Annotated in this window: 29 protein-coding genes and 1 tRNA gene; 14 read left to right on the top strand and 16 right to left on the bottom strand. The window is 57.2% G+C overall.

Annotated elements, in window-relative coordinates; all coding sequences use genetic code 11:
- Window positions 1-180: 180 nt before the first annotated feature.
- Both cysS and ABSB80_RS04365 read right to left on the bottom strand, forming a co-directional pair.
- Window positions 181-1,440 carry a cysteine--tRNA ligase gene (cysS, locus tag ABSB80_RS04370; protein ID WP_428368554.1) on the bottom strand — a complete coding sequence of 420 codons (1,260 nt, stop codon included), beginning with the start codon at window positions 1,438-1,440 and terminating at the stop codon, window positions 181-183.
- Between the two features lie 23 nt (window positions 1,441-1,463).
- Window positions 1,464-1,536 (bottom strand) — tRNA-Cys (locus ABSB80_RS04365).
- Between the two features lie 756 nt (window positions 1,537-2,292).
- On the opposite strand from ABSB80_RS04365, the gene ABSB80_RS04360 reads away from it, so the two are divergent.
- Together ABSB80_RS04360 and ABSB80_RS04355 are read left to right on the top strand one after the other, a co-directional pair.
- The gene (locus ABSB80_RS04360; protein ID WP_428368552.1) at window positions 2,293-3,273 is read left to right on the top strand and encodes a PLP-dependent cysteine synthase family protein; all 981 of its coding nucleotides are present in this window, start codon (window positions 2,293-2,295) and stop codon (window positions 3,271-3,273) included.
- 1 nt (window position 3,274) lies between these two features.
- On the top strand, window positions 3,275-4,435 hold the full coding sequence (locus tag ABSB80_RS04355) for a cystathionine gamma-synthase (RefSeq protein WP_428368550.1): 1,161 nt from the start codon (window positions 3,275-3,277) through the stop codon (window positions 4,433-4,435).
- Window positions 4,436-4,684: 249 nt separating this feature from the next.
- Here ABSB80_RS04355 and ABSB80_RS04350 read toward each other — a convergent pair whose 3' ends face one another.
- The 3 genes from ABSB80_RS04350 to ABSB80_RS04340 all read right to left on the bottom strand — a co-directional run bounded on the left by ABSB80_RS04350 (window position 4,685) and on the right by ABSB80_RS04340 (window position 5,787).
- Complete coding sequence (locus ABSB80_RS04350; protein ID WP_428368548.1) at window positions 4,685-4,912, bottom strand: hypothetical protein; 228 nt, start codon at window positions 4,910-4,912, stop codon at window positions 4,685-4,687.
- Window positions 4,909-5,265 carry a hypothetical protein gene (locus tag ABSB80_RS04345; protein ID WP_428368546.1) on the bottom strand — a complete coding sequence of 119 codons (357 nt, stop codon included), beginning with the start codon at window positions 5,263-5,265 and terminating at the stop codon, window positions 4,909-4,911. The genes ABSB80_RS04350 and ABSB80_RS04345 overlap by 4 nt, the downstream gene beginning before the upstream one ends.
- A 201-nt stretch (window positions 5,266-5,466) precedes the next feature.
- The gene (locus ABSB80_RS04340) at window positions 5,467-5,787 is read right to left on the bottom strand and encodes a hypothetical protein (RefSeq protein WP_428368544.1); all 321 of its coding nucleotides are present in this window, start codon (window positions 5,785-5,787) and stop codon (window positions 5,467-5,469) included.
- Between the two features lie 326 nt (window positions 5,788-6,113).
- On the opposite strand from ABSB80_RS04340, the gene ABSB80_RS04335 reads away from it, so the two are divergent.
- Both ABSB80_RS04335 and ABSB80_RS04330 read left to right on the top strand, forming a co-directional pair.
- A complete protein-coding gene (locus ABSB80_RS04335; protein ID WP_428368542.1) occupies window positions 6,114-6,482 on the top strand; it encodes a DUF488 domain-containing protein in 369 nt (122 codons plus the stop codon).
- 350 nt (window positions 6,483-6,832) lie between these two features.
- Window positions 6,833-7,069, top strand: a complete 237-nt coding sequence (locus ABSB80_RS04330) for an Lrp/AsnC ligand binding domain-containing protein (protein ID WP_428368540.1) — start codon at window positions 6,833-6,835, stop codon at window positions 7,067-7,069.
- A 308-nt stretch (window positions 7,070-7,377) separates the two neighbouring features.
- On the opposite strand, the gene ABSB80_RS04325 is transcribed toward ABSB80_RS04330, so the two are convergent.
- On the bottom strand, window positions 7,378-8,181 hold the full coding sequence (locus ABSB80_RS04325; RefSeq protein WP_428368539.1) for a winged helix-turn-helix transcriptional regulator: 804 nt from the start codon (window positions 8,179-8,181) through the stop codon (window positions 7,378-7,380).
- Between the two features lie 272 nt (window positions 8,182-8,453).
- Between ABSB80_RS04325 and ABSB80_RS04320 the strand changes: the two genes are divergently transcribed.
- Entirely contained in the window at window positions 8,454-8,969 is a 516-nt protein-coding gene (locus tag ABSB80_RS04320; RefSeq protein WP_428368537.1) for a hypothetical protein, read from the top strand.
- A 19-nt stretch (window positions 8,970-8,988) separates the two neighbouring features.
- Window positions 8,989-9,402, top strand: coding sequence for a PCYCGC motif-containing (lipo)protein (locus ABSB80_RS04315; RefSeq protein ID WP_428368535.1), 414 nt, complete (start codon window positions 8,989-8,991; stop codon window positions 9,400-9,402).
- A gap of 71 nt (window positions 9,403-9,473) precedes the next feature.
- Here ABSB80_RS04315 and ABSB80_RS04310 read toward each other — a convergent pair whose 3' ends face one another.
- On the bottom strand, window positions 9,474-9,665 hold the full coding sequence (locus ABSB80_RS04310) for a hypothetical protein (protein ID WP_428368533.1): 192 nt from the start codon (window positions 9,663-9,665) through the stop codon (window positions 9,474-9,476).
- A 220-nt stretch (window positions 9,666-9,885) separates the two neighbouring features.
- Between ABSB80_RS04310 and ABSB80_RS04305 the strand changes: the two genes are divergently transcribed.
- Window positions 9,886-10,527, top strand: coding sequence for a tRNA sulfurtransferase (locus ABSB80_RS04305; protein WP_428368531.1), 642 nt, complete (start codon window positions 9,886-9,888; stop codon window positions 10,525-10,527).
- The gene (locus tag ABSB80_RS04300; RefSeq protein WP_428368529.1) at window positions 10,502-10,819 is read left to right on the top strand and encodes a hypothetical protein; all 318 of its coding nucleotides are present in this window, start codon (window positions 10,502-10,504) and stop codon (window positions 10,817-10,819) included. Before ABSB80_RS04305 ends, ABSB80_RS04300 begins: the two co-directional genes overlap by 26 nt.
- Window positions 10,820-10,871: 52 nt before the next feature.
- Here ABSB80_RS04300 and ABSB80_RS04295 read toward each other — a convergent pair whose 3' ends face one another.
- The 6 genes from ABSB80_RS04295 to ABSB80_RS04270 all read right to left on the bottom strand — a co-directional run bounded on the left by ABSB80_RS04295 (window position 10,872) and on the right by ABSB80_RS04270 (window position 16,050).
- A complete protein-coding gene (locus tag ABSB80_RS04295; RefSeq protein WP_428368527.1) occupies window positions 10,872-11,936 on the bottom strand; it encodes a ThiF family adenylyltransferase in 1,065 nt (354 codons plus the stop codon).
- A gap of 138 nt (window positions 11,937-12,074) precedes the next feature.
- Window positions 12,075-13,259, bottom strand: coding sequence for an aminotransferase class V-fold PLP-dependent enzyme (locus ABSB80_RS04290; protein WP_428368525.1), 1,185 nt, complete (start codon window positions 13,257-13,259; stop codon window positions 12,075-12,077).
- A 152-nt stretch (window positions 13,260-13,411) separates the two neighbouring features.
- On the bottom strand, window positions 13,412-14,281 hold the full coding sequence (locus tag ABSB80_RS04285; RefSeq protein ID WP_428368523.1) for a methanogenesis marker 8 protein: 870 nt from the start codon (window positions 14,279-14,281) through the stop codon (window positions 13,412-13,414).
- A gap of 164 nt (window positions 14,282-14,445) precedes the next feature.
- Window positions 14,446-15,252 carry a sulfite exporter TauE/SafE family protein gene (locus tag ABSB80_RS04280; protein WP_428368521.1) on the bottom strand — a complete coding sequence of 269 codons (807 nt, stop codon included), beginning with the start codon at window positions 15,250-15,252 and terminating at the stop codon, window positions 14,446-14,448.
- A 163-nt stretch (window positions 15,253-15,415) separates the two neighbouring features.
- Window positions 15,416-15,541, bottom strand: coding sequence for a hypothetical protein (locus tag ABSB80_RS04275; protein WP_428368519.1), 126 nt, complete (start codon window positions 15,539-15,541; stop codon window positions 15,416-15,418).
- 278 nt (window positions 15,542-15,819) lie between these two features.
- Complete coding sequence (locus ABSB80_RS04270; RefSeq protein ID WP_428368517.1) at window positions 15,820-16,050, bottom strand: hypothetical protein; 231 nt, start codon at window positions 16,048-16,050, stop codon at window positions 15,820-15,822.
- A gap of 254 nt (window positions 16,051-16,304) precedes the next feature.
- Between ABSB80_RS04270 and cysK the strand changes: the two genes are divergently transcribed.
- Both cysK and cysE read left to right on the top strand, forming a co-directional pair.
- Window positions 16,305-17,237, top strand: coding sequence for a cysteine synthase A (gene cysK, locus ABSB80_RS04265; protein WP_428368515.1), 933 nt, complete (start codon window positions 16,305-16,307; stop codon window positions 17,235-17,237).
- An 11-nt stretch (window positions 17,238-17,248) separates the two neighbouring features.
- Entirely contained in the window at window positions 17,249-18,211 is a 963-nt protein-coding gene (cysE, locus tag ABSB80_RS04260; RefSeq protein WP_428368513.1) for a serine O-acetyltransferase, read from the top strand.
- A gap of 394 nt (window positions 18,212-18,605) precedes the next feature.
- Here the strand turns inward: cysE and ABSB80_RS04255 are convergent, their stop codons facing one another.
- From ABSB80_RS04255 to ABSB80_RS04245, 3 genes are read right to left on the bottom strand one after another with little or no spacing between them, the layout of a single operon-like run.
- Entirely contained in the window at window positions 18,606-19,028 is a 423-nt protein-coding gene (locus ABSB80_RS04255; RefSeq protein ID WP_428368511.1) for an arsenate reductase ArsC, read from the bottom strand.
- An 18-nt stretch (window positions 19,029-19,046) separates the two neighbouring features.
- The gene (arsB, locus tag ABSB80_RS04250; protein ID WP_428368509.1) at window positions 19,047-20,126 is read right to left on the bottom strand and encodes an ACR3 family arsenite efflux transporter; all 1,080 of its coding nucleotides are present in this window, start codon (window positions 20,124-20,126) and stop codon (window positions 19,047-19,049) included.
- 6 nt (window positions 20,127-20,132) lie between these two features.
- Window positions 20,133-20,492 (bottom strand): ArsR/SmtB family transcription factor, encoded by a 360-nt coding sequence (locus tag ABSB80_RS04245; RefSeq protein WP_428368507.1) that lies wholly within the window; start codon window positions 20,490-20,492, stop codon window positions 20,133-20,135.
- 217 nt (window positions 20,493-20,709) lie between these two features.
- Between ABSB80_RS04245 and ABSB80_RS04240 the strand changes: the two genes are divergently transcribed.
- From ABSB80_RS04240 to ABSB80_RS04225, 4 genes are all read left to right on the top strand, one after another.
- The gene (locus ABSB80_RS04240; RefSeq protein WP_428368505.1) at window positions 20,710-21,942 is read left to right on the top strand and encodes an amino acid permease; all 1,233 of its coding nucleotides are present in this window, start codon (window positions 20,710-20,712) and stop codon (window positions 21,940-21,942) included.
- A 267-nt stretch (window positions 21,943-22,209) separates the two neighbouring features.
- On the top strand, window positions 22,210-22,758 hold the full coding sequence (locus tag ABSB80_RS04235) for a putative zinc-binding protein (RefSeq protein ID WP_428368503.1): 549 nt from the start codon (window positions 22,210-22,212) through the stop codon (window positions 22,756-22,758).
- Between the two features lie 250 nt (window positions 22,759-23,008).
- Window positions 23,009-24,157 carry a double-cubane-cluster-containing anaerobic reductase gene (locus tag ABSB80_RS04230; RefSeq protein ID WP_428368501.1) on the top strand — a complete coding sequence of 383 codons (1,149 nt, stop codon included), beginning with the start codon at window positions 23,009-23,011 and terminating at the stop codon, window positions 24,155-24,157.
- Window positions 24,154-24,921 (top strand): acyl-CoA dehydratase activase, encoded by a 768-nt coding sequence (locus ABSB80_RS04225; RefSeq protein ID WP_428368499.1) that lies wholly within the window; start codon window positions 24,154-24,156, stop codon window positions 24,919-24,921. Before ABSB80_RS04230 ends, ABSB80_RS04225 begins: the two co-directional genes overlap by 4 nt.
- Window positions 24,922-25,070 lie beyond the last annotated feature (149 nt).

Genomic DNA, 25,070 nt, shown 5'->3' with positions numbered 1-25,070 from the left:
CCCCCCTGAAACCCAAGATCAGCTGCCGTCCCCCTCCGTTGAACCGCCAGTAGCAAAAGAACCCCGTTTTACCATCGGGACCGTGATAACAAGGGCGGAATTTGAACGGAACGAATGGCTGGATAAGTAATCCGCCCTTCCTTCCTGCATGAAATTTGCAATCCCCTGACTGAAAAACGCTCACAGGGGCGCATCGGTGATGGTAATGCCGGCGGCGGCCATCCGTTCGCGGATCATATCGGCAACTTCAAACTGTTTCCTGGCACGCAGCTCTGCCCGGATATCGTGGAGGACACTCAGGGGTGCACTCGTCTCGCGCAGGAAATTGATCCCGAGTATCGCGCCGAACTCTTTCAAGGCCGCAATATCCCCGCTCGCGGCGAGGGTCTGGATTGCTGCGAGTGCCATCGGGGTGTTGAGATCCGAATCCATCGCGTCGGTGAAGGCTTTCCTTCCCTTACGGTTCTCTCCCTTGTCTTTTTGTGCAACAGCGCGGATATGCTCGAGTGCCCGGGCCGCATTCCCGATTCCTTCGTCGGTTGCCTGTAGAGGTGACCGGTAGTGGGAGAGGAGGATGAAATACCGGAGCACATCTTTGTTCCAGGTCCGGAGCGCATCTCTGATGGTGATGAAGTTTCCAAGGGACTTGGACATCTTCTCTCCCTTCACTGTCAGGAATCCCGTGTGCAGCCAGTACCTGACCATCGGGTGCTTTCCTTCCAGGGATTCCATCTGCGCGATCTCCGCCTCGTGGTGGGGGAAGATCAGGTCCAGCCCCCCGCCGTGGATGTCGTACTGCTGCCCGAAGTACTTCTCGGATATCGCCGTGTCCTCGATATGCCAGCCGGGCCTGCCCCGGCCCCACGGTGAGTCCCAAGTATATTCGCCGTACTCCCCGAGCTTCCAGAGCGCAAAATCGAGCGGGTTGTTCTTTGAGTTATCCGTCACGCGGCTGACACGCTTCGTCCCGTCCTGGCCGGACAGTTCCCCGTTACGCCCGAAGGTATCCACATTGAAGTAGACCCCGGAATCTGTACTATATGCCACACCACGCGCAAGCAGACGCCCTACCTGATTGATAATCTCCGGTATGTGAGTAGTGGCACGCGCATAGTAGCTCACCGCGTCTATTCCCAGGGAGCGCATGTCCCGGAGGTATTCGGCCTCAAACTTTCTCGAGAGATAATTCTGGGATACGCCTTCTGCATTCGCACGGTTGATGATCTTGTCGTCCACATCCGTGATATTCTGGAGATAGAACACTTCTTTTCCCGTCCACCGGAGGTACTTTACCAGTACGTCAAAAACTACATACGTCCTTGCATGACCCAGGTGCGAGTAATCATAGACCGTAGGACCGCAGACGAACAGGTACACCCGGCCCGGGTGAAGGGTCTCCAGGGGTTCTACTGCTCTCGACAACGTACTGTAAAGTTCCATGGTATCAGTCTCTCTGCATCGGACGCCGGCGGGTGGAGTCGAACCCCCAAACATTCGCTCTGCAGGCGAAGGCATTAACCGTTCTGCCACGCCGGCCCTGTTTTACTGCTTCTCGTTGCGCCACACACCAACGGATCGCTGCATCCATTCTACCATCGTGCCGGACGTATCCGACGTATTCAGCTGTCTCCTCAATGGTTCTGAAGCAACGGAAACTTCCCGGCAACGGTATGCCGGACGTCGACGGTGATGATCGGGTGATCACCCTCATGCCGTGCACTTCCATTACCTCCAGAATATAAATAATTCTGGCGATTAAAAACCTCGTATACAGGCAGTATTTGACGATATCTCTCCTATTAATACTATCATCTGCATTTCTCAGGCGATATCCAAGATAATCTCCCGCGGGGAATGGCATCATTTCCATCGGACGCTACCTTCACCCATTCCACGCATGAGGGGGATTGGGAATCACCGCAATCCCTACATTTTTATAACCCCATGGTGAACATGTAGTAACCAAAAATCACGATCGTGAACATGATGCCTGCACAGACCGGACCGGGAACAGGGAATGGCATTCCCGGCACTACTACCTTTATAATGCGTGGCTTCGCTGCCGCTGCAACGGGCATACCCAGCCGTCACGGTGGTTCCGACACCCTTTTTTCATCTCCTCTTCCCTCTCCGTTTCCCGCTTGTCGGCAGTAACTGCCCCGCTGGACACCTGCCACCACGTTTTTTATTGGCTGAAGCAGGAAGTCCCGTGCACTTGCATCTTCCCCAAGAACGGGGTTTGCACCAAGACAAAGCAGGAGAAATGGAGCGAGAAGAAACAGGAGGACGACGATGAGATATTATGAGAATATCGGAGAACTTATCGGGAACACCCCGCTCGTCCGGCTCAATAACGTGATGCCGGCCGGGATAAGGCCGTTGGTGCTCGCAAAGGTGGAGAGCCTCAATCCCGGGGGGAGCGTCAAGGACAGGATTGCTGCCAACATGGTGTCCGAGGCAGAGCGGGCCGGGCATATCCTGCCCGGGGGAACGATCGTTGAACCTACCTCAGGAAATACCGGGACGGGGCTGGCAATTGCCGCGGCTTCGCGCGGGTACAAGGTGATCTTCACCATGCCCGAGAAGATGAGCAGGGAAAAGGAGATCCTGCTCCGGGCGTACGGGGCGGACGTGATCCGGACGCCGACCAACGTTCCCCCTGAAGATGAACGCAGTTATTACAAGGTTGCAGAGAGCGTGGCGCGGGAGACCCCGGGATCGTTCGTACCAAACCAGTTTGAGAACCCGAACAACCCAGGCGCACATTATACCACCACCGGCCCGGAGATCTGGCGGGATACGGGGGGCCATATCACCCATTTTGTCGCCGGTATCGGGACCGGGGGGACGATCTCCGGAACCGGGCGCTATCTCAAGGAGAAGAACCCGGATATACAGATCATCGGGGTGGATCCTGAAGGCTCGATCTACCACCACGTGTTTTACGGGACGGAGCAGGTATCCCATCCCTACAAAGTGGAAGGGACCGGCGAGGATTTCATCCCGAAGACCGTGGACCTGGGCATTGTAGACGACGTGATTGTTATTGAGGACAAAGATGCCTTTCGTATGACGCGGAGGCTGGCCCGCGAGGAGGGGCTCCTCGTCGGCGGGACAGCGGGAGCTTCCGTTGCTGCTGCAGCCCGGGTTGCACAGGGGCTTACCGAAGATGACCTGCTCGTGGTGCTGCTCCCGGATACCGGGCGCAATTACCTGAGCACGATCTTCAACGATGAATGGATGAAGACCAACGGATTTGGGGATGTGATTTGAGATGGGTTTTGATACTCAGGCGATTCATGCCGGCGAGGAACCGGATTTCACCGGACACCCCAGCGGGGATGTGGTCGTCCCGGTTCACCTGGCATCGACGTTTGCCCGGCGGGATGTCGATGAGCCGACCGGGGGCTTTGAGTATTCCCGGAGCGGGAACCCTACCCGGTTTGCACTCGAGAAGAAACTGGCAGCGATCGAGAACGCCCGGTACGGCCTTGCGTTCTCCTCCGGGCTCGCTGCCGAGACCACGCTCTGCCTGAGCCTGCTGAAAGCGGGAGACCACGTGGTCGCGTTCGACGACCTCTACGGGGGGACGCGGCGCCTCTTCACCCGGGTCTTCCAGGAAAGTTATGGCATTCATTTCTCGTATGTCGATGCCCGAGATCCGGAGAACGTCAAGGCGGCTATCCGCAGGGAGACAAAACTTGTCTGGCTTGAGTCGCCGACAAACCCCCTGCTGAGACTCTGCGATATCCGGGAGATCGCGGGGATCGCCCACGATGCAGGGGCTTTGGTTGTAGTGGACAACACGTTTGCAAGCCCGTACTTCCAGCAGCCGATCGCGCTCGGTGCGGATGTCGTAGTGCACAGCACGACCAAGTACATCAACGGCCACAGCGATTCGATCGGCGGGGCGTTAATCACATCCGATGAGGAACTCTTCCGGAACCTCCGCTTCCACCAGAACACGGCGGGGGCGATCCTCTCCCCGTTCGACAGCTTCCTCGTCGCCCGGGGGATCAAGACGCTGGCGGTGCGGATGGAGCGGCACGAGAGGAATGCGCTTGCCGTGGCCGGGTTTTTGTCAGCGCACAGGAACGTCACCGCAGTCTATTATCCCGGCCTCCCCTCGCACCCCCAGCACACACTTGCCCGGAAACAGATGACCGGGTTCTCGGGCATGCTCTCCTTTGAACTGAAGGGCGGGAAAGCGGAGGCAAAGAGATTCCTCCGCAACCTGCACCTGTTCGCCCTTGCGGAGAGCCTCGGCGGCGTCGAGTCCCTGATCGAGCACCCGGCGACGATGACGCATGCCTCCGTCCCTCAGGAAGAACGCAGGAACGTGGGCGTGAGCGATGCCCTGATCCGGGTCTCCGTGGGGATCGAGAACGCAGACGATCTCATTGCGGATCTCGATCAGGCACTGGGAACGCTGTGAGAAGGGGGATCCCGGGTGTTTCTGTTCTTCCCCGTGCAGGTCCGGTACCCGGCATCAGGACCGGCAGTGTCGCGGGCTGATCGGGTGCTGCTGACCTGATATGGATGGGGGAACCTCTTTTTTAATTCCCCGGAACAGATTGTTTATTCGCGGCGGGAACTGACGATTTTAAAGATCCCGAAAATTCCGGGGGCATACGCATAAAAAACATCCGGGAATGCCCAGCGATTTTCAGCAGGGTGCATGCCATCAGGCCGGGGATCTGCATTTTACCATCTCCGCAGCGGATGCCGTAAAGATCAGCTGGTCCTGTATCCGGCTGCCTTCTGCAAAGGATGCCATGGATTCAGGAGCGGGTATCCCCGGGCTCCTGAATCCCAGTTCCGTGCAGGATGGTATGATATGCCAGTACAGGACCTTTCGCCGGAACTGGACGGTATCCCGGAAAAACCCGTACCCGAGGGTCCCGTAGGTCACAGGTGTTCCGCCTCCCTCGCTGCAAATTCCTGAAAGATGGCATTCGACGAATAATCATAGAATTGCATGAGGCTGCAGACAGCGGTTATGTGAGCGCGGGCCTTTTCGAGCCGGCCGAGGACCTGGGTTGTATCGAGATAGAGTTCAACCAGATCATCGTTTGTGCCATACGTTTCATATTCAGTGAGGTTCGCTGCATGCTGGAAGAAGAACCGGTCGTGCAGGTGCAGGTGGTTCCTTGCTTCAGCTGCCGCCCTGTCAAGTTCGTCAACCGCGGTGACGATGGCGGAAAGGTTGTTGAGAAGTTTCTGCCGGTATTCCCGGCGCTTCTCGCGGTCTATTGTTGTCTGCATGGTTGGTATAACATGTTGGCTTTTATGCATATAAGGTATAATTTAGCGGCAAAAATTACACTGATTTATTACCCTTGATAATAAATAAAATTCCCCGTCCGACGGGACACGATCAATATGCGGGAACTGTGGGTTCCGGTTGGGATGTCAGATCAAAATCGTAAGAGATTGGGGCAGGGAGATCACTCCCTGCCATTCTGTTTACGGAACCATCCCTGTGATGATCCCGACGATTTTCTGTGCCGTGAGCGGGTCAACCACCTGTGCCAGCACAAGGCCAGCGGTGGCGATGAAGAGGGCCCAGAAGACTTTCTTCACCTGCTCATTCTTCCCGAACACGTCCAGCACGGCGTACGTGTCCGTGTTCATCGCGTACCGGATCAACCAGGGCAGGAAGACGAAGAGCGGCAGGAACAGGAGCGCTGCGCCGATGAAGGCAAGAGGGAGTTCCTTCCGCCCGGCAAACCAGCACCCGGCGGGGACCGCAATGATCCCCGCGAGAATGCCGGCCGTGCAGACCACCCCCACCCCCCCTCCTACCCACCAGTCCCTCAGTGGGAGGAGTAGCTACCCCCCTCAGGTTGCATGCACACATGTCCGGGTTCGCGTGGAGTTGTTGTCGGAGAACCCGGTTTCCTGGCAGATTCTGGTCAGGGGGGGTACCCACCCCACTTGTGCTGAGAGGGGTACCTGCCTCCCCTACCCCTCCTTCAGTGGAGGTACCACCCCCCTCCCCACCTATCACTGAGAGAGAGGGGGTACCCCTTTCCTGCCGGGCCGCGACTGGAGAAAGAGACGCATGCGAGTTCCGCAAAAATATTCAGGACAGCCAGTGAAATACCTGCAGGATGCTGAAGACCAGCTACTTCGCGAGGAGTGCCCAAGAGCCCGGTGCGGTCTCGATAGCCCGCTTCCCGCCCCGAGGGTATACCGGCACGAGATACTTCAGGCTCGCCCCGACACCCGGGATGCTGAAACTCGGGGACTGGGAAGAATATAAGAGAAGGTACCGGGAGGAGATCCTCTCGAACCTCGATCCCGAGGAGATCCTACGGGACCTGGACGTTGCCGGGGCAGGTCACGATATCATCTTCCTCTGCTTCGAGAAGGAACGGACGCACTGCCACCGCGGGCTGGTCGCGGAATGGTTCTCTGAAACGATTGGGCTCGAAGTTCCTGAGCTGGGATCGCCTTCCACGGTCCAGACGACATTGTAAAACCCGGCGGGATTGGCTGAAAAATGAGAAATGGCCGCCTGCTCTGATCCACCCAACGGGAAGATATCAGAAATTACCGATCTCTGCCAACAAGGTCGCTGCGTCGATAGTACCAATTTCATTATCCAAACACTTCAGGCCATTTTTGCGGATTTCTCCATCGGTAAATACCGTGGAGTCCGATAACGTTGTTGAGGATTTTGAAGAATCTCAAAGATCTCCGAGGATAAATCCGTCCCGTCCAGAATGATATTACCGTGGAAGGTTCTTTGGGAGTCAGTCAAGATCGTCTGTCGTTGATCATCTTTGACACGGCATAATAGGTAGTACAACAAACGGAGTTGAATTCAATGGCAACAGCATATCTGAAAATTGATATCGAGACCGGAAAAGAGAAGGAAGTAAAGACTGCACTGAAGAAGATCAACGGGGTAAAGAGCACAGACTTTGTAACAGGAACGCACGATCTCCTGGTATCGGTTGAAGGCAAGAGTTATGAAGAGATCGTGACAAAGACGCTGAGTGAAGTGAGGAAGGTCAAGGGGATAAAAAAGACGGTAACAGACTTTGTGTTTGAATGGGCTTGAATGGCCACACAATTTTTTACGGTACTATCGAAAACGCCCTGATCTCCGATAGTATCATCGGGCAGATTCCGGAAACCATCCATTCTCACGGATGAAAAGCCCGCTCCCGGGAGCAGACAATCCCGCCACCCCGGCATCCAGACCTGATGCCTTATTTTACCCGGCATCCCCCAGTACACCATGAAGCGTGCGAGGTCCGGTACAGGAAAAAACCCGGCAGAATCCCCCACCTCTGATCCCGGAAAAGGAGATATCCGGCTCCGGAACCACACAAAAACGCGGGCTCCACTCATACCGAAGGGAAGCCTTCAGACAACAACTACGGCACCGGTTGCATCGGTTTCCTTATCCCGGATGAACGGGCAGGCTTCAGGGGTCAGGGTGTACCGGGTGTATCGTCCTTCATGCTGTTCAGTAAGGATACCATCAGCCCGGAACCTTCGTATATACCACCGCACGGTCGGCGCAGTGACCGCAAGGTGGGCAGCCACCCCGGCCTGCGTGATCCCGGGCATCCTGGAAATGAGCGATAATATCCGTTCTGCAGTCGGGTTCCAGAGATGCTGGAGCACCCTGCGTTCAATGGGGGTGTACCGTCCGTGGTTCTCGTAATAGTGGACGATCCCATGGTCCCGCATCACGATGACCCGGCTTGCGGATTCCAGCTGGTCGAGATGATACCGGAGGGTCTCGCGGTTCATGCCCAGTTCCGATGCGATGGCTGCCAGGTCAATACCGGGCCGGGTGACAATAGCCGCATAGACTGCCGCCCGTTCAGGATGATCGAGGACGTTCTTGGGGTAGATCCGCCGGATACCGGAGACCCTGCTGGTCGTACTCAAGGCACCGTTTGGTATTGGAAATGCCGGACCATTGCAGGTTGAGGGTTCCGCCTCCCCGGCCGTACGCGGGAGGGGGTCGCCCCTTGGCAGAGCTGTCGATGCCTGCACGGGCACCTGACAGTTGCAGCCCGCGGGCTGCCCGTCGCGTTGCCCGGATCCGCCGTTCATGGGCATCATGGTCGCCCCTGCCGGTAGGGATGATGCAGCAGCGGGAGATGCTGCCATCGCAAGCATCAGGAACAGAACAGCGCATGCACTCTTCCGGATCATAAACCTGATCAAAATTCACAATTGTTACTACATAATCCTTGGCCTTGTGGCAGGACCTGCTCCCTCTCCGTTCACAAACCTCGTGAAAATTGACCGGGAGATAACCTGGTGAGAAGAGGTTTAATTACCGGGAAAGGATGCTATGCAGAAAGGCAGCAGGCGGAGGATCGGCACGGATCCGCACCCATAGGGGTATTTGCATGACGCTTCAGACACTCACACCGGAAGATCGTCAAATCCGTCATCAGGCCGCATTAATCATTTTTACGGTTTTGCTGCTCGTGACCGCCGCGGTTATCCCGCCGGTATCAGCTCACTGCCCGTTGTGTACAGCTGGCGCAGCAGCCGGGGTTGCTGTCGCGCGGGCGTTCGGGGTCGATGACGCTATTGTCGGGCTCTGGCTCGGGGCATTTGTTGCTGCCTCGGCGTTATGGATCGACCGGCTCCTCATCAAAAGGGGGATCCGATTTCCCCTTCAGGGAACCCTGCTCGTTGCCATCTCCCTGCTGGCACTTGCCATTCCCCTGTATTACGCAGGAATTATTACGAATACGGGGGTGGTGAAATCGATGCCGGACTACCATAGTGTCCTTGGCATGGAAGCGTTCGGCCTCGACAGGTTATTCTCCGGCCTGGTCGTTGGCACAATCCTGATCGCGGGTGTCTTCACTATCAGTGATTCCATCACGGCAAAACGGGGGAGACGGTTGTTTGACTACCAGGGAATGATCCTGATGGCCGCAACACTCGTCGTAACTACCACACTGTTGTGGATAACAGCGGGATAAGGGAAAAGAGGTCAGTATCATGGACAAAAAATACCTGATAAGTATCCTGATGATCATTGCGCTGGCAGGAGTGACGATGATCGTGTTCCTGCCCCAGGGTACGCAATCTTCTCCGGATAGTTCCGGTCTGCCGGAGTATGCTCTTGCAAGCGACAGGATCAAAGAGGCATATCTCTTTGCCCGGGATAACCCGGAGAAACTGGACGGCATCACATGCTATTGCGGCTGCATGCAGATGGCCCATAACGGAAGAATTCACAAACGCGGACTGCTGGACTGCTTTATCAAGGAGGACGGGGAGTATGAATCCCATGGGGCATATTGCCAGATGTGTGTCGATGACACGCTCCAAGTAAAGGGCCTGTATGCGCAGGGAATGGGAAAAACCCAGATACAAGCGATCATCGATGCGAAACATGCGAATGGAACCTGAACGGGTGACCCCGGGCGAATGGTGGATTTCAGGAAGATCATAGGGGAAGTATGAGCACTGCAGTCCCTTGGTCATGGTGCCATGTATCTGTTGAATAGAGAGCAGAATCTGAACCAGTCTCTCTGCCGGATCGTCAGGAGCACAATACCAGCCAGAGCAGGTACATGGAACTCCCCGTCATTGATGCCGATCGTCCCGCGGGCATCTCCACCCACCCCCTCTGGTAAATCTATCCTTACCAGGACACCCCGGTCATCCTGCATTTCCCGGGGGCCACGCAGAAACTATATGTAGGGACAACAGTGATGTACTAGCATAATTCACGATTGTGAACTTCCCTTCGGTACTGGATAACCCATCAGGTGCCGGACCGCAGATCGGAAACGATGGGTCCGGATGCCGTCCTTTCCGTTTCCGGGAGGCTACCCCGTCACGTGAATATGTCCGCGGGAATACCGGTTCCTGTCTGCAGGAGAGCGAACCTTGGCAAAACTTGTATCTCTTATCTCGGGGGGAATCGACTCGCCGGTCGCAACGTACCTCATGATCCGTCGCGGGGTCGAGATAGTCGCACTCCATATGGACAACCGCCCGTTCACCGATGAAAAAAACCTGGATAAGGCCCTGCACCTGGTCCGCCACCTCCGGGACCTGACCGGGAGTCCGATCAAGACCTGCGTAGTCCCCCACGGGCCCAGCCACATCGCCTTTGCCCGGAACTGCCACCGTCACCTGCACTGCCTGTTCTGCCGGAGGATGATGTACAGGATCGCGGAACGGATCGCGGAAAACGAGGGGGCCGTCGGGATCCTGACCGGGGAGTCGATGGGGCAGGTGGCCTCGCAGACCGTCCAGAACATCAATGTCGTGAACCAGGTCGCGAAGCTCCCGGTCATCCGCCCGCTCATCGGTCTCGATAAGGTCGAGATCATTGAGATCGCCCGCAGGATCGGTACGTATGAGATCTCCACCCTCCCGGGCCTCTGCTGCACTATCGTTCCCAAGAAACCCTCGACGGCGGCCAGGCTCGGGGACGTGCTCGCTGACGAACAAAAAATTGATATCGACGCTCTCGTGGAAAAATCTCTGGCGGGGATGCATGTACTCTCTCCTGAAGCCCTGTAAAACATCGGCCGCTTTCGAGGCAATTCCCCGGGAGCGGTTCAGTCTCGACCTCGACCTTTGCGAGGAGATCCTGAAAAAAAGCTGCACGATCGTTGCCCACGCCGGTATCCTCCTTATCGTGAACGACCGGTGCGAGGTCTCGATCCATAAGGACGGGCGCCTCATCCTCAAGACGGATTCGCAGGAACTTGCCTCCGGGCAGGCCGGGCGCATAGCCGGGTGGCTGGAAGGAACACCGGCGATACGGAAGCACCGGGATTCAGGAGTGCCGGGAAGGCAACACCGGAAGTAGGGACGGAGAGCGCGCGGGCGGACACGATCCGGATACTGCAGATGTATCTGACCTATAATCCGATGTAGCGTGCATAGAGCGAGCGGGCCGTGGCCTCGTCCCGGGTGCCCTTGATGATCGCCCTTCCGTCCCGGAAGACGGAGATCTCCCCGGTTCCTGACCTGAAGGTGAGCATGTACGGGGTGAACCGCACATCGCCGAGCCGGGAGAGCCGGGTCTCCAGTTCTTCAAGAGAGATCTCCATGGGGGCCGCCGGTGTGATCTGTATGGCATCTCTCCCGCAAAGGGTTGTGATCATTTCCCGGGATACTGGATCCAGGAAATCCAGCCGGCCCCTGCTGCAACACGGGCAGTCCGCCCGTCGCCCGACCGCAATCCGGTCGAACGTCTGACGCCATACATCGACATGGACCAGGTACGAGGTCCCATCCCCGGTCCCGAACTGGCCCGTAAGGATCTCGCAGGCAAGGGTGCACTCGAAGGAGGCGATGAGGGCGGGTATCGTGTTCAGGATCCCTGCGATGTCGCACGTCTGCAGCATGCCGGGGGCGGGGAGCGACGGCACGAGGCAGCGGAAACAAGGGGTCCTGCCCGGCAGGATGGGCATCACCATTCCCCCTGTCCCGACCGCGCCGGCATAGATCCAGGGGATCCGGTGCTTTACGCAGACGTCGTTCATGAGGAAACGAGTCTGGAGGTTGTCGGTCCCGTCCAGTACCACGTCCGCCCCGGTGATGAGTTTCTCGGCATTCGAGAGGTTCAGGTCCTCTGCGTGGGTCTCGATCCCGACGGAAGAATTGATCTTGTGCAAGATCCCGGCGGCAGCGACAGCCTTCGGGCGGTTCAGGTCCTCCTCGCTGTACAGGATCTGTCGCTGCAGGTTGTGCAGTTCCACCAGGTCGCGGTCGATCAAGACGACCCGGCCGATCCCAGCCCGTACCAGGAAATTCGCCGCGGAACTTCCCATGGCCCCAAGCCCGACGATGACCGCCCGGCTCTCTTTGAGCCTGCGCTGCCCTTCTACCCCTATCTCGGGGAGGAGGGTCTGGCGGCAGTAACGGTCCCGGTTATAAGAATCCGGAAGTGTCCCGGCATCATCTTCTTCAGGAGGTTTCATCCGATCATCTCCTCCCCGGGAAGGATGACGGGAACGCAGGGTTTCCTTCCCGGTAACCCGTGAACAACGGCAGAGTACGGTGATACATTTCGACCTCGTGTCCTACCACACATCGTGTAATCCCCGGTCTTCAGCCTTTCAGAAGTCCCTTGCAATTTTCCGGACGGTATCCACGAGCAGTTCCGCATCTTCGATCGTATTGTAGCAGTGCAGGCTCGCCCGGACCGTCCCGTCCGGAATGTTCAGCTGCTCCATGAGGGGCATGCAGCAGTGATGGCCTGACCGGACCATGATCTTCGCTTCCCCGTCAAGCATGACGGCGACGTCATGCGGGTTGAGGCCCGGGATTGCAAACGAGATGACCCCGATCCGGTTCCCTGCCGATCCGGGTCCGAACACCTGGACGTTCCCGATCCCGTTAAGGCCGTCGATGATGCGGCGGGTGATCTGCTGCTCATGGTGCCGGATATCCTCCATTCCGAGCGCTTCCAGGTACCCGACAGCACGGCCAAGGCCTATGGCTCCTGCGATATTCGGGGTCCCTGCCTCGTAACGCTCGTACCCCTCCGTGAGAGTGTATCCCGCAGCGGTGACCCTATCCACACTCCCTCCTCCGACAAGGAGAGGTTCCAGGCAGGGTTCCTTCATAAAAAGGACCCCGGTACCGGTAGGCCCGAGCATCTTGTGCCCTGAGAAACAGAGAAAGTCGCAGCCCAGGCGCTCCACGTCCACCGGGAGGTGGGGTACCGACTGGGAACCGTCAACGAGGAGGAGCGCCCCGTAATCCTGGCAGACTTTGGCAAACTCCCGGACGGGCACTACGTTTCCCAGCACATTGGAGGCATGGGTGAGGGCAACGAGCCGGGTCTTCCTCGTGATGACCGCCTCAAGGGCAGCCGGGTCCAGGGTGCCGTCCTGTGCAGGAGCGATCAGCCGGAGATCGATCCCCTGCCGGTCGCGGAGGCGCATCCAGGGGAGGAGATTGCTGTGGTGCTCAAGGAGGGTGGTGATCACCAGGTCTCCATTCTGCCACGGGAATCCCGAGGCGACCATATTGATCGCCTCGGTCGAGTTCCGGGTGAAGACCAGTTCTCCTTCTTGTGCATGAATGAATTTCCTGACATTCTGATGGGCATCCTGGTACTTCTGGGAGGCCATCTGGGCAATGCGGTGGACGCCCCGGCCGGCATTTGCCCGGAACCGGTGCTCGTACTCGAGCATCGCCTCAAGGACAGGCTCCGGCGAGAGGCTCGTCGCTGCACTGTCCAGGTAACAGACTTCTGAAAGGAGCGGGAAATCGTTGCGGATATCATCGGGAATCATGGAACCTCACGAAGGCATCCTGGAGCAGGAGTCACGAACGGAAGTCCTGCGATGAAAAACGGTGAGTATCCCTGCCTCGATACACCGCTGATATCTCCCGGGTTCCACGTTTCAGGTAGTATCGTCATAGAGTAAACCGGATTTTCCTTCCATCAGATCAGGGGTTGCGGGACTTCGGGGCCATACGAGGGTAGTTTTGATCCGGTGATCAGGACAGGGCGGTCCGTCCTCTCAATCTTCTCAAGGATCAGACGTTTTCCCTGCGGGGTCAGGGCAAAGACCGGCACCGCGGTCCCGGCCTGCACGAGTGCTCTTGGACCCGCAAGTTCCCAGATCCATTTTGAGGCACAGGCCGTTACAATATCCGAGACAGAGATGATCCGGGCAGCATCCTCCTCAGATATTCCGCTGAGGTGGACACCGAATATGAACGCGTCGGGGTGGTCTTTCCTTATCGAGACCGCGTCATCAGCGGAAGCAACGGTTACCGCTATCGTGCGGAACCCCTGCGCAGATGCACGCGATACGCCAAGTACCTGGTCTACTTTTGCCGTTGTCCGGTCGAGAATAAAACCTCCGTTCTGCTCTATCCGGTCCATCTCATCCTTCAGGGGCGACGTACTTACGAGTCCCGACATCCTCCCGCCGATTCCCTGGACCAGTTCCGGTGAGGTGGCAATAACCGTCCCCGCACCGTCACAGGCAAGGACTGCGGCATCGAGGCTCTTCGAGGAGAGGCCGCTGCCGATCAGTTCCGAGGCACCGAACCCGACAAATTCTGCTCTCCCGCAGACGCTCCGGTGGGAGCGACACATGCCCCATGACTCCATCCGGTGCTCGATATTCGCTCGTACTGCATCCGGGGTTATATCGTCGACCGGAAGGGCAAATTTCTTCGCGAGCGGGCAGTGCCGGATCCGTGAACCGGAGACCTCGGTCACTTTTCCGTCTTTTATGACGATTTTCGATCGTCCCACCGCTTCGATGATATGGGTATCCTGGTCATTTTCGGACATAGGCATTCAGGCAATCCTCTGAATTCAAGTTCCTGCCATCCTCACAAACTACACAGGGTTGGTTTCCCTGAGGATGTCTTGGTGTAGTATAGGAATTCACAATTGTTAATGTTTTGCAACTATACTGCCGGGCACACTGAGGCCACTTCATTCCAGGTGAGCGCATAGGTTCAGCCACCGAGCACTTTCTGCTGGATCATCAGGAGCGCGATGATGATGAGCAGGACACCAAAAAATTTCCTGATATGATCGGCGTGGATGCGCGGGGCAAGAGACGCTCCCACATAGGCACCGATACCCGCTCCTGCTCCGTATACCATAAGATATGGCAGGGAGATATGTCCGAGTGCTGCGTGGGTTGCGGCACCGGTGATCGATGTAGGGATGATCGTAAGGAGAGATGTCGCAACCGCAAAATGTACCGGGAGGCCGATGGCCACAAGTGCCGGGACAAAGAACGCCCCGCCGCTGGTTCCGGTGATCCCGCTCACCAGCCCGCCCATAGCCCCCCATATGATGAGATGAATGCAGGGAATCCGGACAGGTCCGCCATTTTTTCCGGAACCTGAAGGGCTCACTTCGAAGGATGGCCCGACCGTGATAGCCGGGACTAAGCGCAGGGAAGGAACAAGCATCTGCAGGGACATAAGGATGAGTACCATGGCAAAAAGGATGACGAGGATTCTCGCATCGAAATATAACGTAATGAGAGAACCGAGCATGGAAGAGATCATGGCGGGCAGGACGAGGAGCGCGGCAACTGAAAACAGGGTTTTCTTCTGCTTCCAGTAAACGAGCGTGGCCGCAGACGATGAAAAAACCATCACCGCGAGGCTCGTACCCACTGCCATCTTCTGGTCAAAGCCGAAGATCAGGGTGAGTGTCGGGACATAGAGAAAACCGCCTCCCATCCCGATAATGGAGGCGATCAGGCCGATGCCGGTTGCGATGAGAAAAGCAATCGTCGTTTCGAACAAGGTGGATCGCCGCTTCCGGATTTTTTTATTTTGACGAGGGTAAAAACTAAAAACTGTGAAGATTCAGCCATCCGGTGCATTCACCACACACCCGTCCCGGGGCCCGTCGTGCCAGTTCCGTATTGGGGGAGAGGACGATGGCTGTGATGTCCTGCCAGGGTAGTCATTTTTCCCGCGAATGCCAGCTGCGTGGAGCACCCGGCGATGAGGTCTGCTCGATGAGATTACCGTCAAAGACGAACAGGATGTACGTCCGGAAAGAGTTGCGGGTTGACGTGGGGGTCTGCATTTTTTCACCTTGAGCAGGAATCCATTGCCGACAGAGACCAGTTTTTCACAATTGTGAACATTCTCAGGCTGGTGCCATAAAAATACTTGTATTCCGGCAATCTGCGGGAAAGAAGAGTATTGAACCGGGGGATTGTCGACTCCCCCCGGGCATCACAGCGGGTGCATGCTGTGTTGCATGAGGCGATATGTCCGGTATGGGTAGTAACCAGAACGGGTGTGTGAATCCGTCTGGTGCCGCCGGATCGGGTGCGAGGACGTGGAATCAGGACGTGATCATCACGAACGCATACCATCGACTGCAGATCGTCCGCGGGTTATGCGGAGTGCAGTCACGTGTGGGCCTGTTCCTGCCAGCTCCATTGAGCGACAATACTGCCCGGAGCTCCGGATACCGCTGAACCGTTCCACCGGCCTTCCCAGCCGTATGCCGGGATAAGCACGGGCAGGGGTACCGGGTACGTCCGGGCCAGCTGCGGGTCCTGCGATATTCGCGTGGTGTGTGTTCATGGCTGTTTCCTGTTCACAATTGTGAACACAGAGTATGAGGCAGTCCAGGTAATATACCCTGATTTTGCGTCAGGTTTTGCCGCTATTTTCTTGTATTCCCAATGGTATCTTATCACAGAGATTTCAGATTATCAGACCGGGTTTTTTGCTGGAAACCAAGGTATAAAATATCAGGCCCGGACAATTAACAATTGTGAACTTCCGGGATCCCGACGGCTCGTTCGGGAAATCCCTGGATTCATAGAGGGAACAGTATGGCAAAGATTTATGACAATATCACGGCAACGATCGGCAACACCCCGCTCGTGCGGCTGAACCGCGTCACCAGCGGTGCCGGCGCAACGGTGCTTGCCAAGCTTGAGTCATTCAACCCGATGAGTAGTGTCAAGGACCGGATCGGGGTTGCAATGCTCGATGCAGCAGAAGCTGCAGGACTGATCAAAAAGGATACGATCATCCTCGAACCGACGAGCGGCAACACCGGTGTTGCGCTTGCGTTCGTGAGTGCGGCCCGGGGGTATAAGTTCACGCTGGTGATGCCGGAGACCATGAGTGTCGAGCGGCGGAAACTTGCAAAGGCATTCGGCGCGGAGCTGGTGCTTACACCGGGAGCTGAAGGGATGAAAGGGGCTGTCAGCAGGGCCGAGAAGATGGCAGCAGAGAACCCGAAGTACTTTTACATTCCCCAGCAGTTCAACAATCTGGCCAACCCGGCCATACACCGGAAGACCACTGCCGAAGAGATCTGGCGTGATACCGACGGGAAGGTGGATATCCTCGTCTCCGGTGTGGGGACGGGAGGAACGATCACCGGTATCGCAGACGTGATCAAGAAGAGAAGACCCTCGTTCCGCGCAATTGCTGTCGAACCCGATGCATCACCGGTCCTCTCCGGCGGGTCCCCCGGCCCGCACCGCATCCAGGGAATCGGCGCGGGTTTTATTCCGGAGGTGCTCCAGCGCAACCTGGTGGACGAGATCATCCGGGTTAAAAATGAGGATGCATTCGAGACTACACGAAGACTTGCAAAAGAAGAGGGTATCCTCGCAGGGATCTCCAGCGGTGCAGCGACCTATGCGGCACTTGCGGTGGCAGCACGTCCGGAAAATAAGGGCAAGCTCATTGTCGTTATCCTGCCGGACACGGGTGAACGCTACTTAAGTATCCCTGACCTCTTTGTGGAATAAGTGAGACTGCCATGGTTTTTGACCGCCTCCGGGAAGATATCCGGGCAATATTTTCCAAGGATCCCGCCGCCCGTTCCACCCTCGAGATCCTGTTTTGTTACCCCGGGCTCCATGCCCTCTGGTTCCACCGGCGGGCCCACTGGCTCTGGACCCATAACTGGAAATTCTGGGCCCGGTTCGTCTCCCACATAAGCCGCTTCCTGACCGGGATCGAGATCCATCCCGGGGCACAGCTGGGCCGGCGGGTGGTCATCGACCACGGCATGGGGGTCGTCATCGGCGAGACCGCCGAGGTTGGCAACGACGTCCTCATCTACATGGGCGTAGTGCTGGGCGGCACGGCGCTCGAGAACGTCAAGCGCCACCCGACCATCGAGGACGAAGTCATCCTCGGTTCCGGTGCGATTGTCCTGGGTCCGATCCGGATCGGGAAGGGGGCAAAAGTCGGTGCCGGATCGGTCGTGGTCCGGTCCGTACCGCCCGGAGCAACGGTTGTCGGCGTCCCTGGCAGGATCGCCGGGCCGGAGCCCGGGTCACCGGAAATGGTCGAAGAGGTCATGCCAGACCCGATGCTCCGGGTGGTGAGCCGCCTGCTGGACCGGCAGAACCAGCTCGAGGAGAAGTTCAGGACCATCGAGCAGTCACAACCCGGCCCGGCCTCCTCTGCGGTCCAGCAGAATTTCTTCTGTGAGAACCAGATCCGCGATGCATTGAAGGAAGTGATCGATCCCGAGGTGGGCATCGATATCGTGGACCTCGGGCTCATCAAGGAGATACGGGTGACAGGCACCAGTGCGGTGATCGACATGGTCCTCACCTGCAAGGCCTGCCCCCTCTCCGATCACCTCTCCGGGCAGGTGCAGCGCAGGGCGCTCGGCGTCGGCGGCATCGAACACGTGACCGTGAACGTGCTGGACGAGCCGTGGAACTGGGACCGGTTCGTGAAACAGCGGGGAAGTCTCCGGCAGATCTGAGCCGTTGTCGTGCCGAAGGACACTTCCCACGTTTTTAATTCTGCTTGAATAACCGTGGGCAGCGGTAAGATTTACAATGGTGAATATAGGTATCAGATCCTTTGTCCAACAGGCGGACACTTCCGGGAACTAGGGGCAATACGTCATGCGCCCAATTGCTCCCGCAGATCCATAGATCCAAACTATTTCCCTGTCATGACCCTCCGCATCCGTATCCGCCATTTTTTTAAGGTTTTTCCTGTGAATTTTCATTGTTGATTTTTCATTGCCGACGAACAACCAGAAAAAATTGATAGTGTCGGAAAACAGGACGCACATTCGGGAATGTGAGAGAACACCGGGTCTCCCGCACATAGTACTGGTCATTATGGGTCCATGGGACTCCGCAATGCAATCATGGCGTCTTGTCTTCCGCGAATGTCGCATCGATCCACCGGATGATCTCGTCCCGCACCTGCCGGAACCCGGCCCGGACTTCCTCATCGGTGCCGGTGAATGCCGAAGGGTCCGGAAAACTCTGGTGAATTTCTTCCTTTGAACCCGGGAAGAAGGGACATGCTTTCTGTGCAGAATCGCAGACCGTCACTACGGTCTCGATCCCCTTCCGGTAGAACTCGTCGATGAGCTTCGAGCGGTGGCCCGAGACGTCGATCCCGATCTCGCTCATCACCGCGATTGCCATCGGGTGGACCTGGCCTAGTTCGGTCCCGCCGCTGTATACCTCGTAACGGTCACCGTACTTTGCCTTCATGTACCCCTCTGCTATTTGTGAGCGGGCAGAGTTGTGGGTGCAGATGAACAGGATCTTCTTTTTCATGATGACACCAGTAGTATTTCACCTCAGCGACGGGCTGCACGCAGCATCACACTCTCCGCCATACCATCTCTTTCTGAGCCAGAGCGAGACGTTCACCAGCCCGATCAGCACCGGCACTTCGACGAGAGGGCCGATAACCGTGGCAAATGCTGCCGGTGATGCGATACCAAAGACGGCAATGGCAACGGCAATCGCAAGCTCGAAGTTATTGGATGCAGCGGTGAAGGAGAGCGAAGCGGATTTCTGGTAGTCGATACCGAGACGGTGGGCCATCCAGAAGCTCGCAAAGAACATGATGACGAAGTAGCAGAGCAGCGGGATCGCAACCCGTACCACATCGAACGGAACGTTCACGATGTACTCTCCCTTGAGGGAGAACATTACGATGATCGTGAAGAGCAGGGCAATGAGCGTGATCGGCGAGATCTTCGGGATGAACACCTGCTCGTACCATGCCTTCGACTTTACGCGGAGGAGCGCGTACCGGGTGACCATACCGGCAATGAAGGGGAGGCCGAGATAGATAAAGACGCTCCCGGCAATCTGGACGATCGTGATCGAGACTGTTGAGCCGGCCCCGATGCCGAGCAGAGGCGGCAGGAACGTGATGAAGAACCAGGCATAGACAGAGTAGAAGAAGACCTGGAAGACCGAGTTCAGTCCCACGATTGCGGCGCAGTACTCACAATCTCCTTCGGCGAGATCGTTCCAGACAATCACCATTGCGATGCACCGGGCGATCCCGACGAGGATCAGGCCGTACATGAGCATCGGCTGGTCGCGGAGGAAGACGACGGCAAGGACAAACATCAGCACCGGCCCGACAATCCAGTTCTGGATGAGCGAGAGCCCGAGGACTTTTGCGTTCTGGAATATTTTCGTAAGTTCCTCGTATTTCACTTTCGCGAGCGGCGGGTACATCATGAGGATCAGCCCGATGGCAATCGGGATTGATGTGGTCCCGACCGAGAGGCCGGTGATCAGTGCCGGTACTGCGGGCGAGAAATACCCGATGCCGATACCGACTGCCATGGCAAGGAAGATCCAGAGCGTCAGGTAACGGTCAAGGAACGAGAGATGTCGGACGGGTTTATCCATCTGCTTTCACCTGATCGGATCTCCTAGAATCCGTCTGAGGACCGGTTCTGCCCCTGCACGTACCTTGTAGATCTTGTGGTTCGAACGGTAGTAAGACTCGACAAGCTTGCCGTCCTTGAGTTTTTTCAGGTTATACGAGATGAGGTTCTGCGGCTCTTTTAAGACATGCCAGAACTCGCAGACACAATGGTCCCGTTTCAGGAGCATCAGGACGATATTGAGCCGGAGCGGGTGGCCGAGCAGTTTCATGTAGTTTAGGAGTTCGGCGACAGAGTCTCCCGAGAGCATCTCCTTCTCGGAGCGGAGCTCGTCTTCCCAGTCGCTCCGGAGGGCGCAGTCGGCAGGACAGCAGCGGGCGGTTGCCATACTACACCATGGATTTGGGAGAAAATAATACGATCCCGCCGGGCGTGCCTGACATTGCCCGGGCATTCTGATACCGGGAGAAACCTGCAACCGGTTTTCCAGATTTCTTGAAATCCAATCCCGGGATATATATGATGAAACGTCATTTTCCCTGTAAGAACAGGGAGCCGGTTTACCGGAGAATGCAAAAACGGGGCAAGGAGACGGCGAGGTGGCGATGCAGGATTCTCTGAAGACAAAGGGTGTCCTCAGGTTACCGCAGGTGGTCGCCCTCTATACCGGCGCAGTTCTCGGCTCGGGTATCCTGATCCTCCCTGGCCTTGCAGCCGAACTCGCCGGGCCGGCATCCCTTGTTGCATGGGGCCTGATGGTAGTCCTTGTCGTGCCGATGGCCCTGACGATGGGGCTGTTGTCTGCCCGGTATCCCGATGCCGGAGGGGTCTCCTCGTTTGTCACGAAGGCCTTCAACCCGCAGCTCGGCTCACTGATCGGCTGGTTCTTCCTCCTCTCGGTTGTTGTCGCAGCCCCGATTGCCGCACTCACGGGAGCAGGATATATCTGCGCAGCGGCCGGTCTCGGGGACACTGCCCGCCTGTTGATTGCGACGGCAATCCTCTCTGCCGGTATTCTCGTCAATTACATCGGGATGAAAATGACCGGGCAGGTCCAGGTCGTCGTTGTCCTGACCATCATCATCGTCCTCGTTGTCACCATAGCCGGGAGTTTTACCATCATTGAGCCGGCGAATTTCATGCCATTTATGCCCTCCGGCTGGGAGAGCGTCGGACATGCCTCCGCCGTATTGTTCTGGTGTTTCATTGGCTGGGAAGCCGTTGCGCATATCTCCGGGGAGTTTGTTGACCCTCAACGGGACGCGATACGGGGGAGCCTGATCGCCGCCCTGATCATCAGCATCCTCTATTTCCTCACGGCCTTCGTAGTTGTCGGGACGCACAGCTACGGCCCGGCCGGCGCAATCGTCGCCAGTATCGCAGCCCTCTTCATCTGCATGGCGCCGGTGATCGCCTACAGCGGGGCCGCCTCCCGTCTCGCGTGTTCGCTTGCCAACGGCGGGTTTGCACCCCGGCTGCTGGCCCGCAGGTCGCGGAGATACCATACCCCTCTCGGGGGTCTCCTGTTCCTCACGGGATGTTTTGCAATCCTCCTCCTCGTATTCAGTACCCGGATTGTTTCGCTTTCCACGCTGATCCAGATCCCAAGCGGCACTTTCATTCTGACCTATATCGGCGGCTGTGCTGCCGGCATTGTCCTCCTGCGTGGCGGCAGATGGGGCGTACCCGTCAGCATCATCTCCCTCCTCCTAACAGGCACCATATTCCTGTTTGTCGGGTGGGACGTCGTATATCCGCTTGTCATTGCGGTTTTCTGGTGCGTCTTCATGGTGATCACCGGCAGGCACCACGGGACCTTTTCTCTCCGCTCATCCTGACAGAGGGGCCTGCGAACATTGTGCCGGATTTCAACCTTTTTTGAAATCCGGTTCCGGGATATATATCGCACCCGCTCCCACGTATCATGCAGAAGGTCGAAGAACGCTGATGCGTTCGGTCAAAGACCTGAAGGTCTTCTCCTGCTTCAGGTCTGATGACCATCAGCATTCTCCTCCTCCAAGTCTGAGGGGTTTATAAAAATCCCGATGAGGAGAAGGGAGGCAATGCCGACCTTCGACTGATTATGGCTTGTCGGGTGTGAAACCATGGATTACGAGACTATCAGAATCGCAAAAGTGACCGGGAAGTGCCCGGCCTGCGAGGACTATGCCGGGAAGAACTCCACGACCCCGCCGAAGATTGCGGTGCTGGCCTGCGAGGGGGCATGCTCCCGGGGCGAGGTGGCCCGCCGGGCAGCAAACATGGTCGCCCACCGGCTGGCCCGCGATGAGACCGTGCGCATCTGCCTAGGCGGTGCGTTCACGAAGGACACCGGCCAGCGGAACCTGGTGCGCAGCGCGGAGAAGGTGATCGCAATCGAGGGCTGCTTCATCAACTGCTCGTCGCGGATGATGAGAGGGGTTTTACCGGACCTCGAGCCGGTCGTTGTACAGGCTGACACACTCTATGAGTCCTCTGCCATCCCGTTCGGGATCGATGAGGTGCCAGACGAAATGTTCACGGTGTATGCGTACAAAGTCGCTGAGCAGGTGGTCCGGGATTATGTGACGGATGCCGGGGGCTGTGGCCCGGAGAAGAGCGAAGGTTATAGCGGTGGATGCACCCCAAAGCGCTCCGGCGGCTGCGGGGAATGACAGGAAAGATCAGCCATGTCCTTGATTTTTTACCAAGCGCTCCTCCCGGCGAGCTGATAACAATAAGCAGGATTGACAAATCGACAGCGTACATCAGCATCGTGAAACTCCTGAAATTGCCCGTTCCTGCCTCAACTCCACGGTAGCTCCCGGACTACTCATATTGCAGGACTGCAGTTCTTATTGAAAACAACGAATGTGAGACGGCACATTTGAATAGATCCATGATGAAAATGAATATCGAAGCTCCATGCCATCCTCTCTCCAGGGTCTCGATTTTTTTACGAACTCATACGAGCTCCGTATCGCACAGCTAAGAGAAGAGCGGGAAAAGGGAATAAAAATCGTCGGGACCTTCTGCCTCTATGTTCCGGATGAGATCATCTTTGCAGCGGGTGCCGACCGGATCGTGCTCTGTGGCGGAAGAGCCGATACGATCCCCCTGGCAGAGCAATCGCTTCCACGGAACATATGTCCGCTGATCAAGTCCTCGTTCGGGGCGGTGGTCGATGCATGCTGCGGGGGAAACCTGGCGTGCCCTCATGTTCCCCTGGTCGATGTGGTGGTTGCAGAGGCGACCTGCGACGGGAAGAAGAAGATGTACGAGATCCTCCCTGATTACCTGCCTACCTATATCATGGACCTCCCGCAGAAACCCGGAAGCCCTGAGGCCCTGAATTACTTTCTTTCCGAGCTCCGGAAGTTCGGGAAGTTCATGGAGGACCTGACCGGAAATGGTGTGAGCAACGATGCACTGAGGCGGGAGATCCGGTCGGCAAATGAGACAAAACGGCTCCTCCACCGGCTCTTCGAGCTGAGGAGGCGCGACCCGCCCCCGATCAGGGGATCCGAAGTCCTCAGGGTGATGCAGAAGCAGTTCTTCCTCTCTCCCGACCAGTTCAGGCAGGGAGTCAGCCAGCTCTGCGATGAGATAGAGCACGCCACCCCGGACGCCCGGGCAGGACCGCGGATCATGATCTCGGGGTGCCCGATGGCGGCAGGAAATACGAAAGTGCCGGACATCATCGAGCAGAAGGGCGGGGTGATCGTGGTTGAGGAGAGCTGTACCGGCACGAGGTCGTTCTGGGACCTTGTGGAAGAGGATAAAGACCCGTGGACAGCCCTCGCAGAGCGGTACCTGGAGATCCCCTGTGCCTGCATGACACCCAATGACCAGCGGGTCGCCCGTATCGTGGATCTCGCGAAACGATACGATGTCCAAGGGGTGGTATATTACACCCTGCAGTTCTGCCATGCCTACAATATCGAACGCCTCCGGGTGCAGAGGGCCCTGAAGAAGGAGAAAATTCCCTTGCTTGCGATCGAGTCTGACTACGGGGACTCGGACATGGAACAGATCGGGATTCGTGTCGACGCGTTCCTGGAGATGATCGTGTGATCACCGCGGGGATCGACGCGGGTGCCGCCACGACGAAGGTGCTCCTGCTCCGGGACCGGGAGATCCTGGGGTACCGGATCGGCGGCACCGCGTTTGATTTCCTCACCGCTGCCCGGACTATGTTCGACGAGCTCCTTGCGAGCTGTGATACCGGGAGAGAGGAGGTCGGGAAAGTATATGCTACGGGGTATGGCCGGAATTCCATTTCGTTTGCAGATACATCGATCAGCGAGATTACGGCGCACACGAGGGGAGTATCCTTCCTCTTTCCGGAGGTTCAGGGGATCATCGATGTAGGTGGCCAGGACTCCAAGGTCATCGTGGTAGAGGAGGGGAGAGTCGCGGACTTCCTCATGAACGACAAGTGCGCTGCAGGGACCGGGAAATTCCTGGAATATACGGCAAAGGCGCTGGAGGTCCCGATAACCGACCTCGGCGGTCTCGCGCTCGCGTCCAGCCACCCTGCCGACATCACCAGTATGTGCACGGTATTTGCAGAGTCAGAGGTGATCTCGCTCCGGGCGAGGGGCGTCACCAAAGAGGACATCGCGGCGGGCCTCATCACGAGCGTCGCGCAGCGGGTGGTGGTGATGGCGAAGCGGATGGGATTGAAGGAGCGTATCGCGTTCGTCGGTGGGGTGGCGAAGAATGCCGGGATGAAAGCAGCACTCGAAAAGGAGCTGGGTGTCACCCTTTATGTCCCTTTCGAACCTCAGATCACCGGTGCCCTGGGGGCTGCAATTGCCGCACGGGGAAACGTGTAATACTCTCTATCAATTCGTAATCACCCGATCCGGCTGATATCGTACGCTCCGGTTGGACAGGCGGTTCCGGTGCATTGTCGTGACTTTTTAAATACTATGCCGGTATCGATTACGACGAGGTCATTTTCTTTAAGTCTCGTTAATGCACC

Origin of the sequence: Methanoregula sp. (assembly GCF_050010295.1) — an archaeon.
Taxonomy (GTDB): domain Archaea; phylum Halobacteriota; class Methanomicrobia; order Methanomicrobiales; family Methanospirillaceae; genus Methanoregula.
The sequence above is the reverse complement of the archived record's forward strand: the minus strand, read 5'-3'. Positions and strand labels throughout refer to the sequence as shown.

Coding starts and splice junctions, on each gene's coding strand:
- ABSB80_RS04355 (WP_428368550.1), top strand. CDS start 3,275: ATGGGTTTTGATACTCAGGCGATTCATGCCGGCGAGGAACCGGATTTC.
- ABSB80_RS04295 (WP_428368527.1), bottom strand. CDS start 11,936: ATGAAACCTCCTGAAGAAGATGATGCCGGGACACTTCCGGATTCTTAT.
- cysE (WP_428368513.1), top strand. CDS start 17,249: ATGGTTTTTGACCGCCTCCGGGAAGATATCCGGGCAATATTTTCCAAG.
- ABSB80_RS04270 (WP_428368517.1), bottom strand. CDS start 16,050: ATGAACACACACCACGCGAATATCGCAGGACCCGCAGCTGGCCCGGAC.
- ABSB80_RS04315 (WP_428368535.1), top strand. CDS start 8,989: ATGGACAAAAAATACCTGATAAGTATCCTGATGATCATTGCGCTGGCA.
- arsB (WP_428368509.1), bottom strand. CDS start 20,126: ATGGATAAACCCGTCCGACATCTCTCGTTCCTTGACCGTTACCTGACG.
- ABSB80_RS04300 (WP_428368529.1), top strand. CDS start 10,502: ATGTACTCTCTCCTGAAGCCCTGTAAAACATCGGCCGCTTTCGAGGCA.
- ABSB80_RS04335 (WP_428368542.1), top strand. CDS start 6,114: ATGCTGAAGACCAGCTACTTCGCGAGGAGTGCCCAAGAGCCCGGTGCG.
- ABSB80_RS04325 (WP_428368539.1), bottom strand. CDS start 8,181: ATGATCCGGAAGAGTGCATGCGCTGTTCTGTTCCTGATGCTTGCGATG.
- ABSB80_RS04310 (WP_428368533.1), bottom strand. CDS start 9,665: ATGCAGGATGACCGGGGTGTCCTGGTAAGGATAGATTTACCAGAGGGG.
- ABSB80_RS04230 (WP_428368501.1), top strand. CDS start 23,009: ATGCCATCCTCTCTCCAGGGTCTCGATTTTTTTACGAACTCATACGAG.
- ABSB80_RS04285 (WP_428368523.1), bottom strand. CDS start 14,281: ATGCCTATGTCCGAAAATGACCAGGATACCCATATCATCGAAGCGGTG.
- ABSB80_RS04360 (WP_428368552.1), top strand. CDS start 2,293: ATGAGATATTATGAGAATATCGGAGAACTTATCGGGAACACCCCGCTC.
- ABSB80_RS04275 (WP_428368519.1), bottom strand. CDS start 15,541: ATGCAGACCCCCACGTCAACCCGCAACTCTTTCCGGACGTACATCCTG.
- ABSB80_RS04240 (WP_428368505.1), top strand. CDS start 20,710: ATGCAGGATTCTCTGAAGACAAAGGGTGTCCTCAGGTTACCGCAGGTG.
- ABSB80_RS04245 (WP_428368507.1), bottom strand. CDS start 20,492: ATGGCAACCGCCCGCTGCTGTCCTGCCGACTGCGCCCTCCGGAGCGAC.
- ABSB80_RS04235 (WP_428368503.1), top strand. CDS start 22,210: ATGGATTACGAGACTATCAGAATCGCAAAAGTGACCGGGAAGTGCCCG.
- cysK (WP_428368515.1), top strand. CDS start 16,305: ATGGCAAAGATTTATGACAATATCACGGCAACGATCGGCAACACCCCG.
- ABSB80_RS04345 (WP_428368546.1), bottom strand. CDS start 5,265: ATGCAGACAACAATAGACCGCGAGAAGCGCCGGGAATACCGGCAGAAA.
- cysS (WP_428368554.1), bottom strand. CDS start 1,440: ATGGAACTTTACAGTACGTTGTCGAGAGCAGTAGAACCCCTGGAGACC.
- ABSB80_RS04330 (WP_428368540.1), top strand. CDS start 6,833: ATGGCAACAGCATATCTGAAAATTGATATCGAGACCGGAAAAGAGAAG.
- ABSB80_RS04255 (WP_428368511.1), bottom strand. CDS start 19,028: ATGAAAAAGAAGATCCTGTTCATCTGCACCCACAACTCTGCCCGCTCA.
- ABSB80_RS04290 (WP_428368525.1), bottom strand. CDS start 13,259: ATGATTCCCGATGATATCCGCAACGATTTCCCGCTCCTTTCAGAAGTC.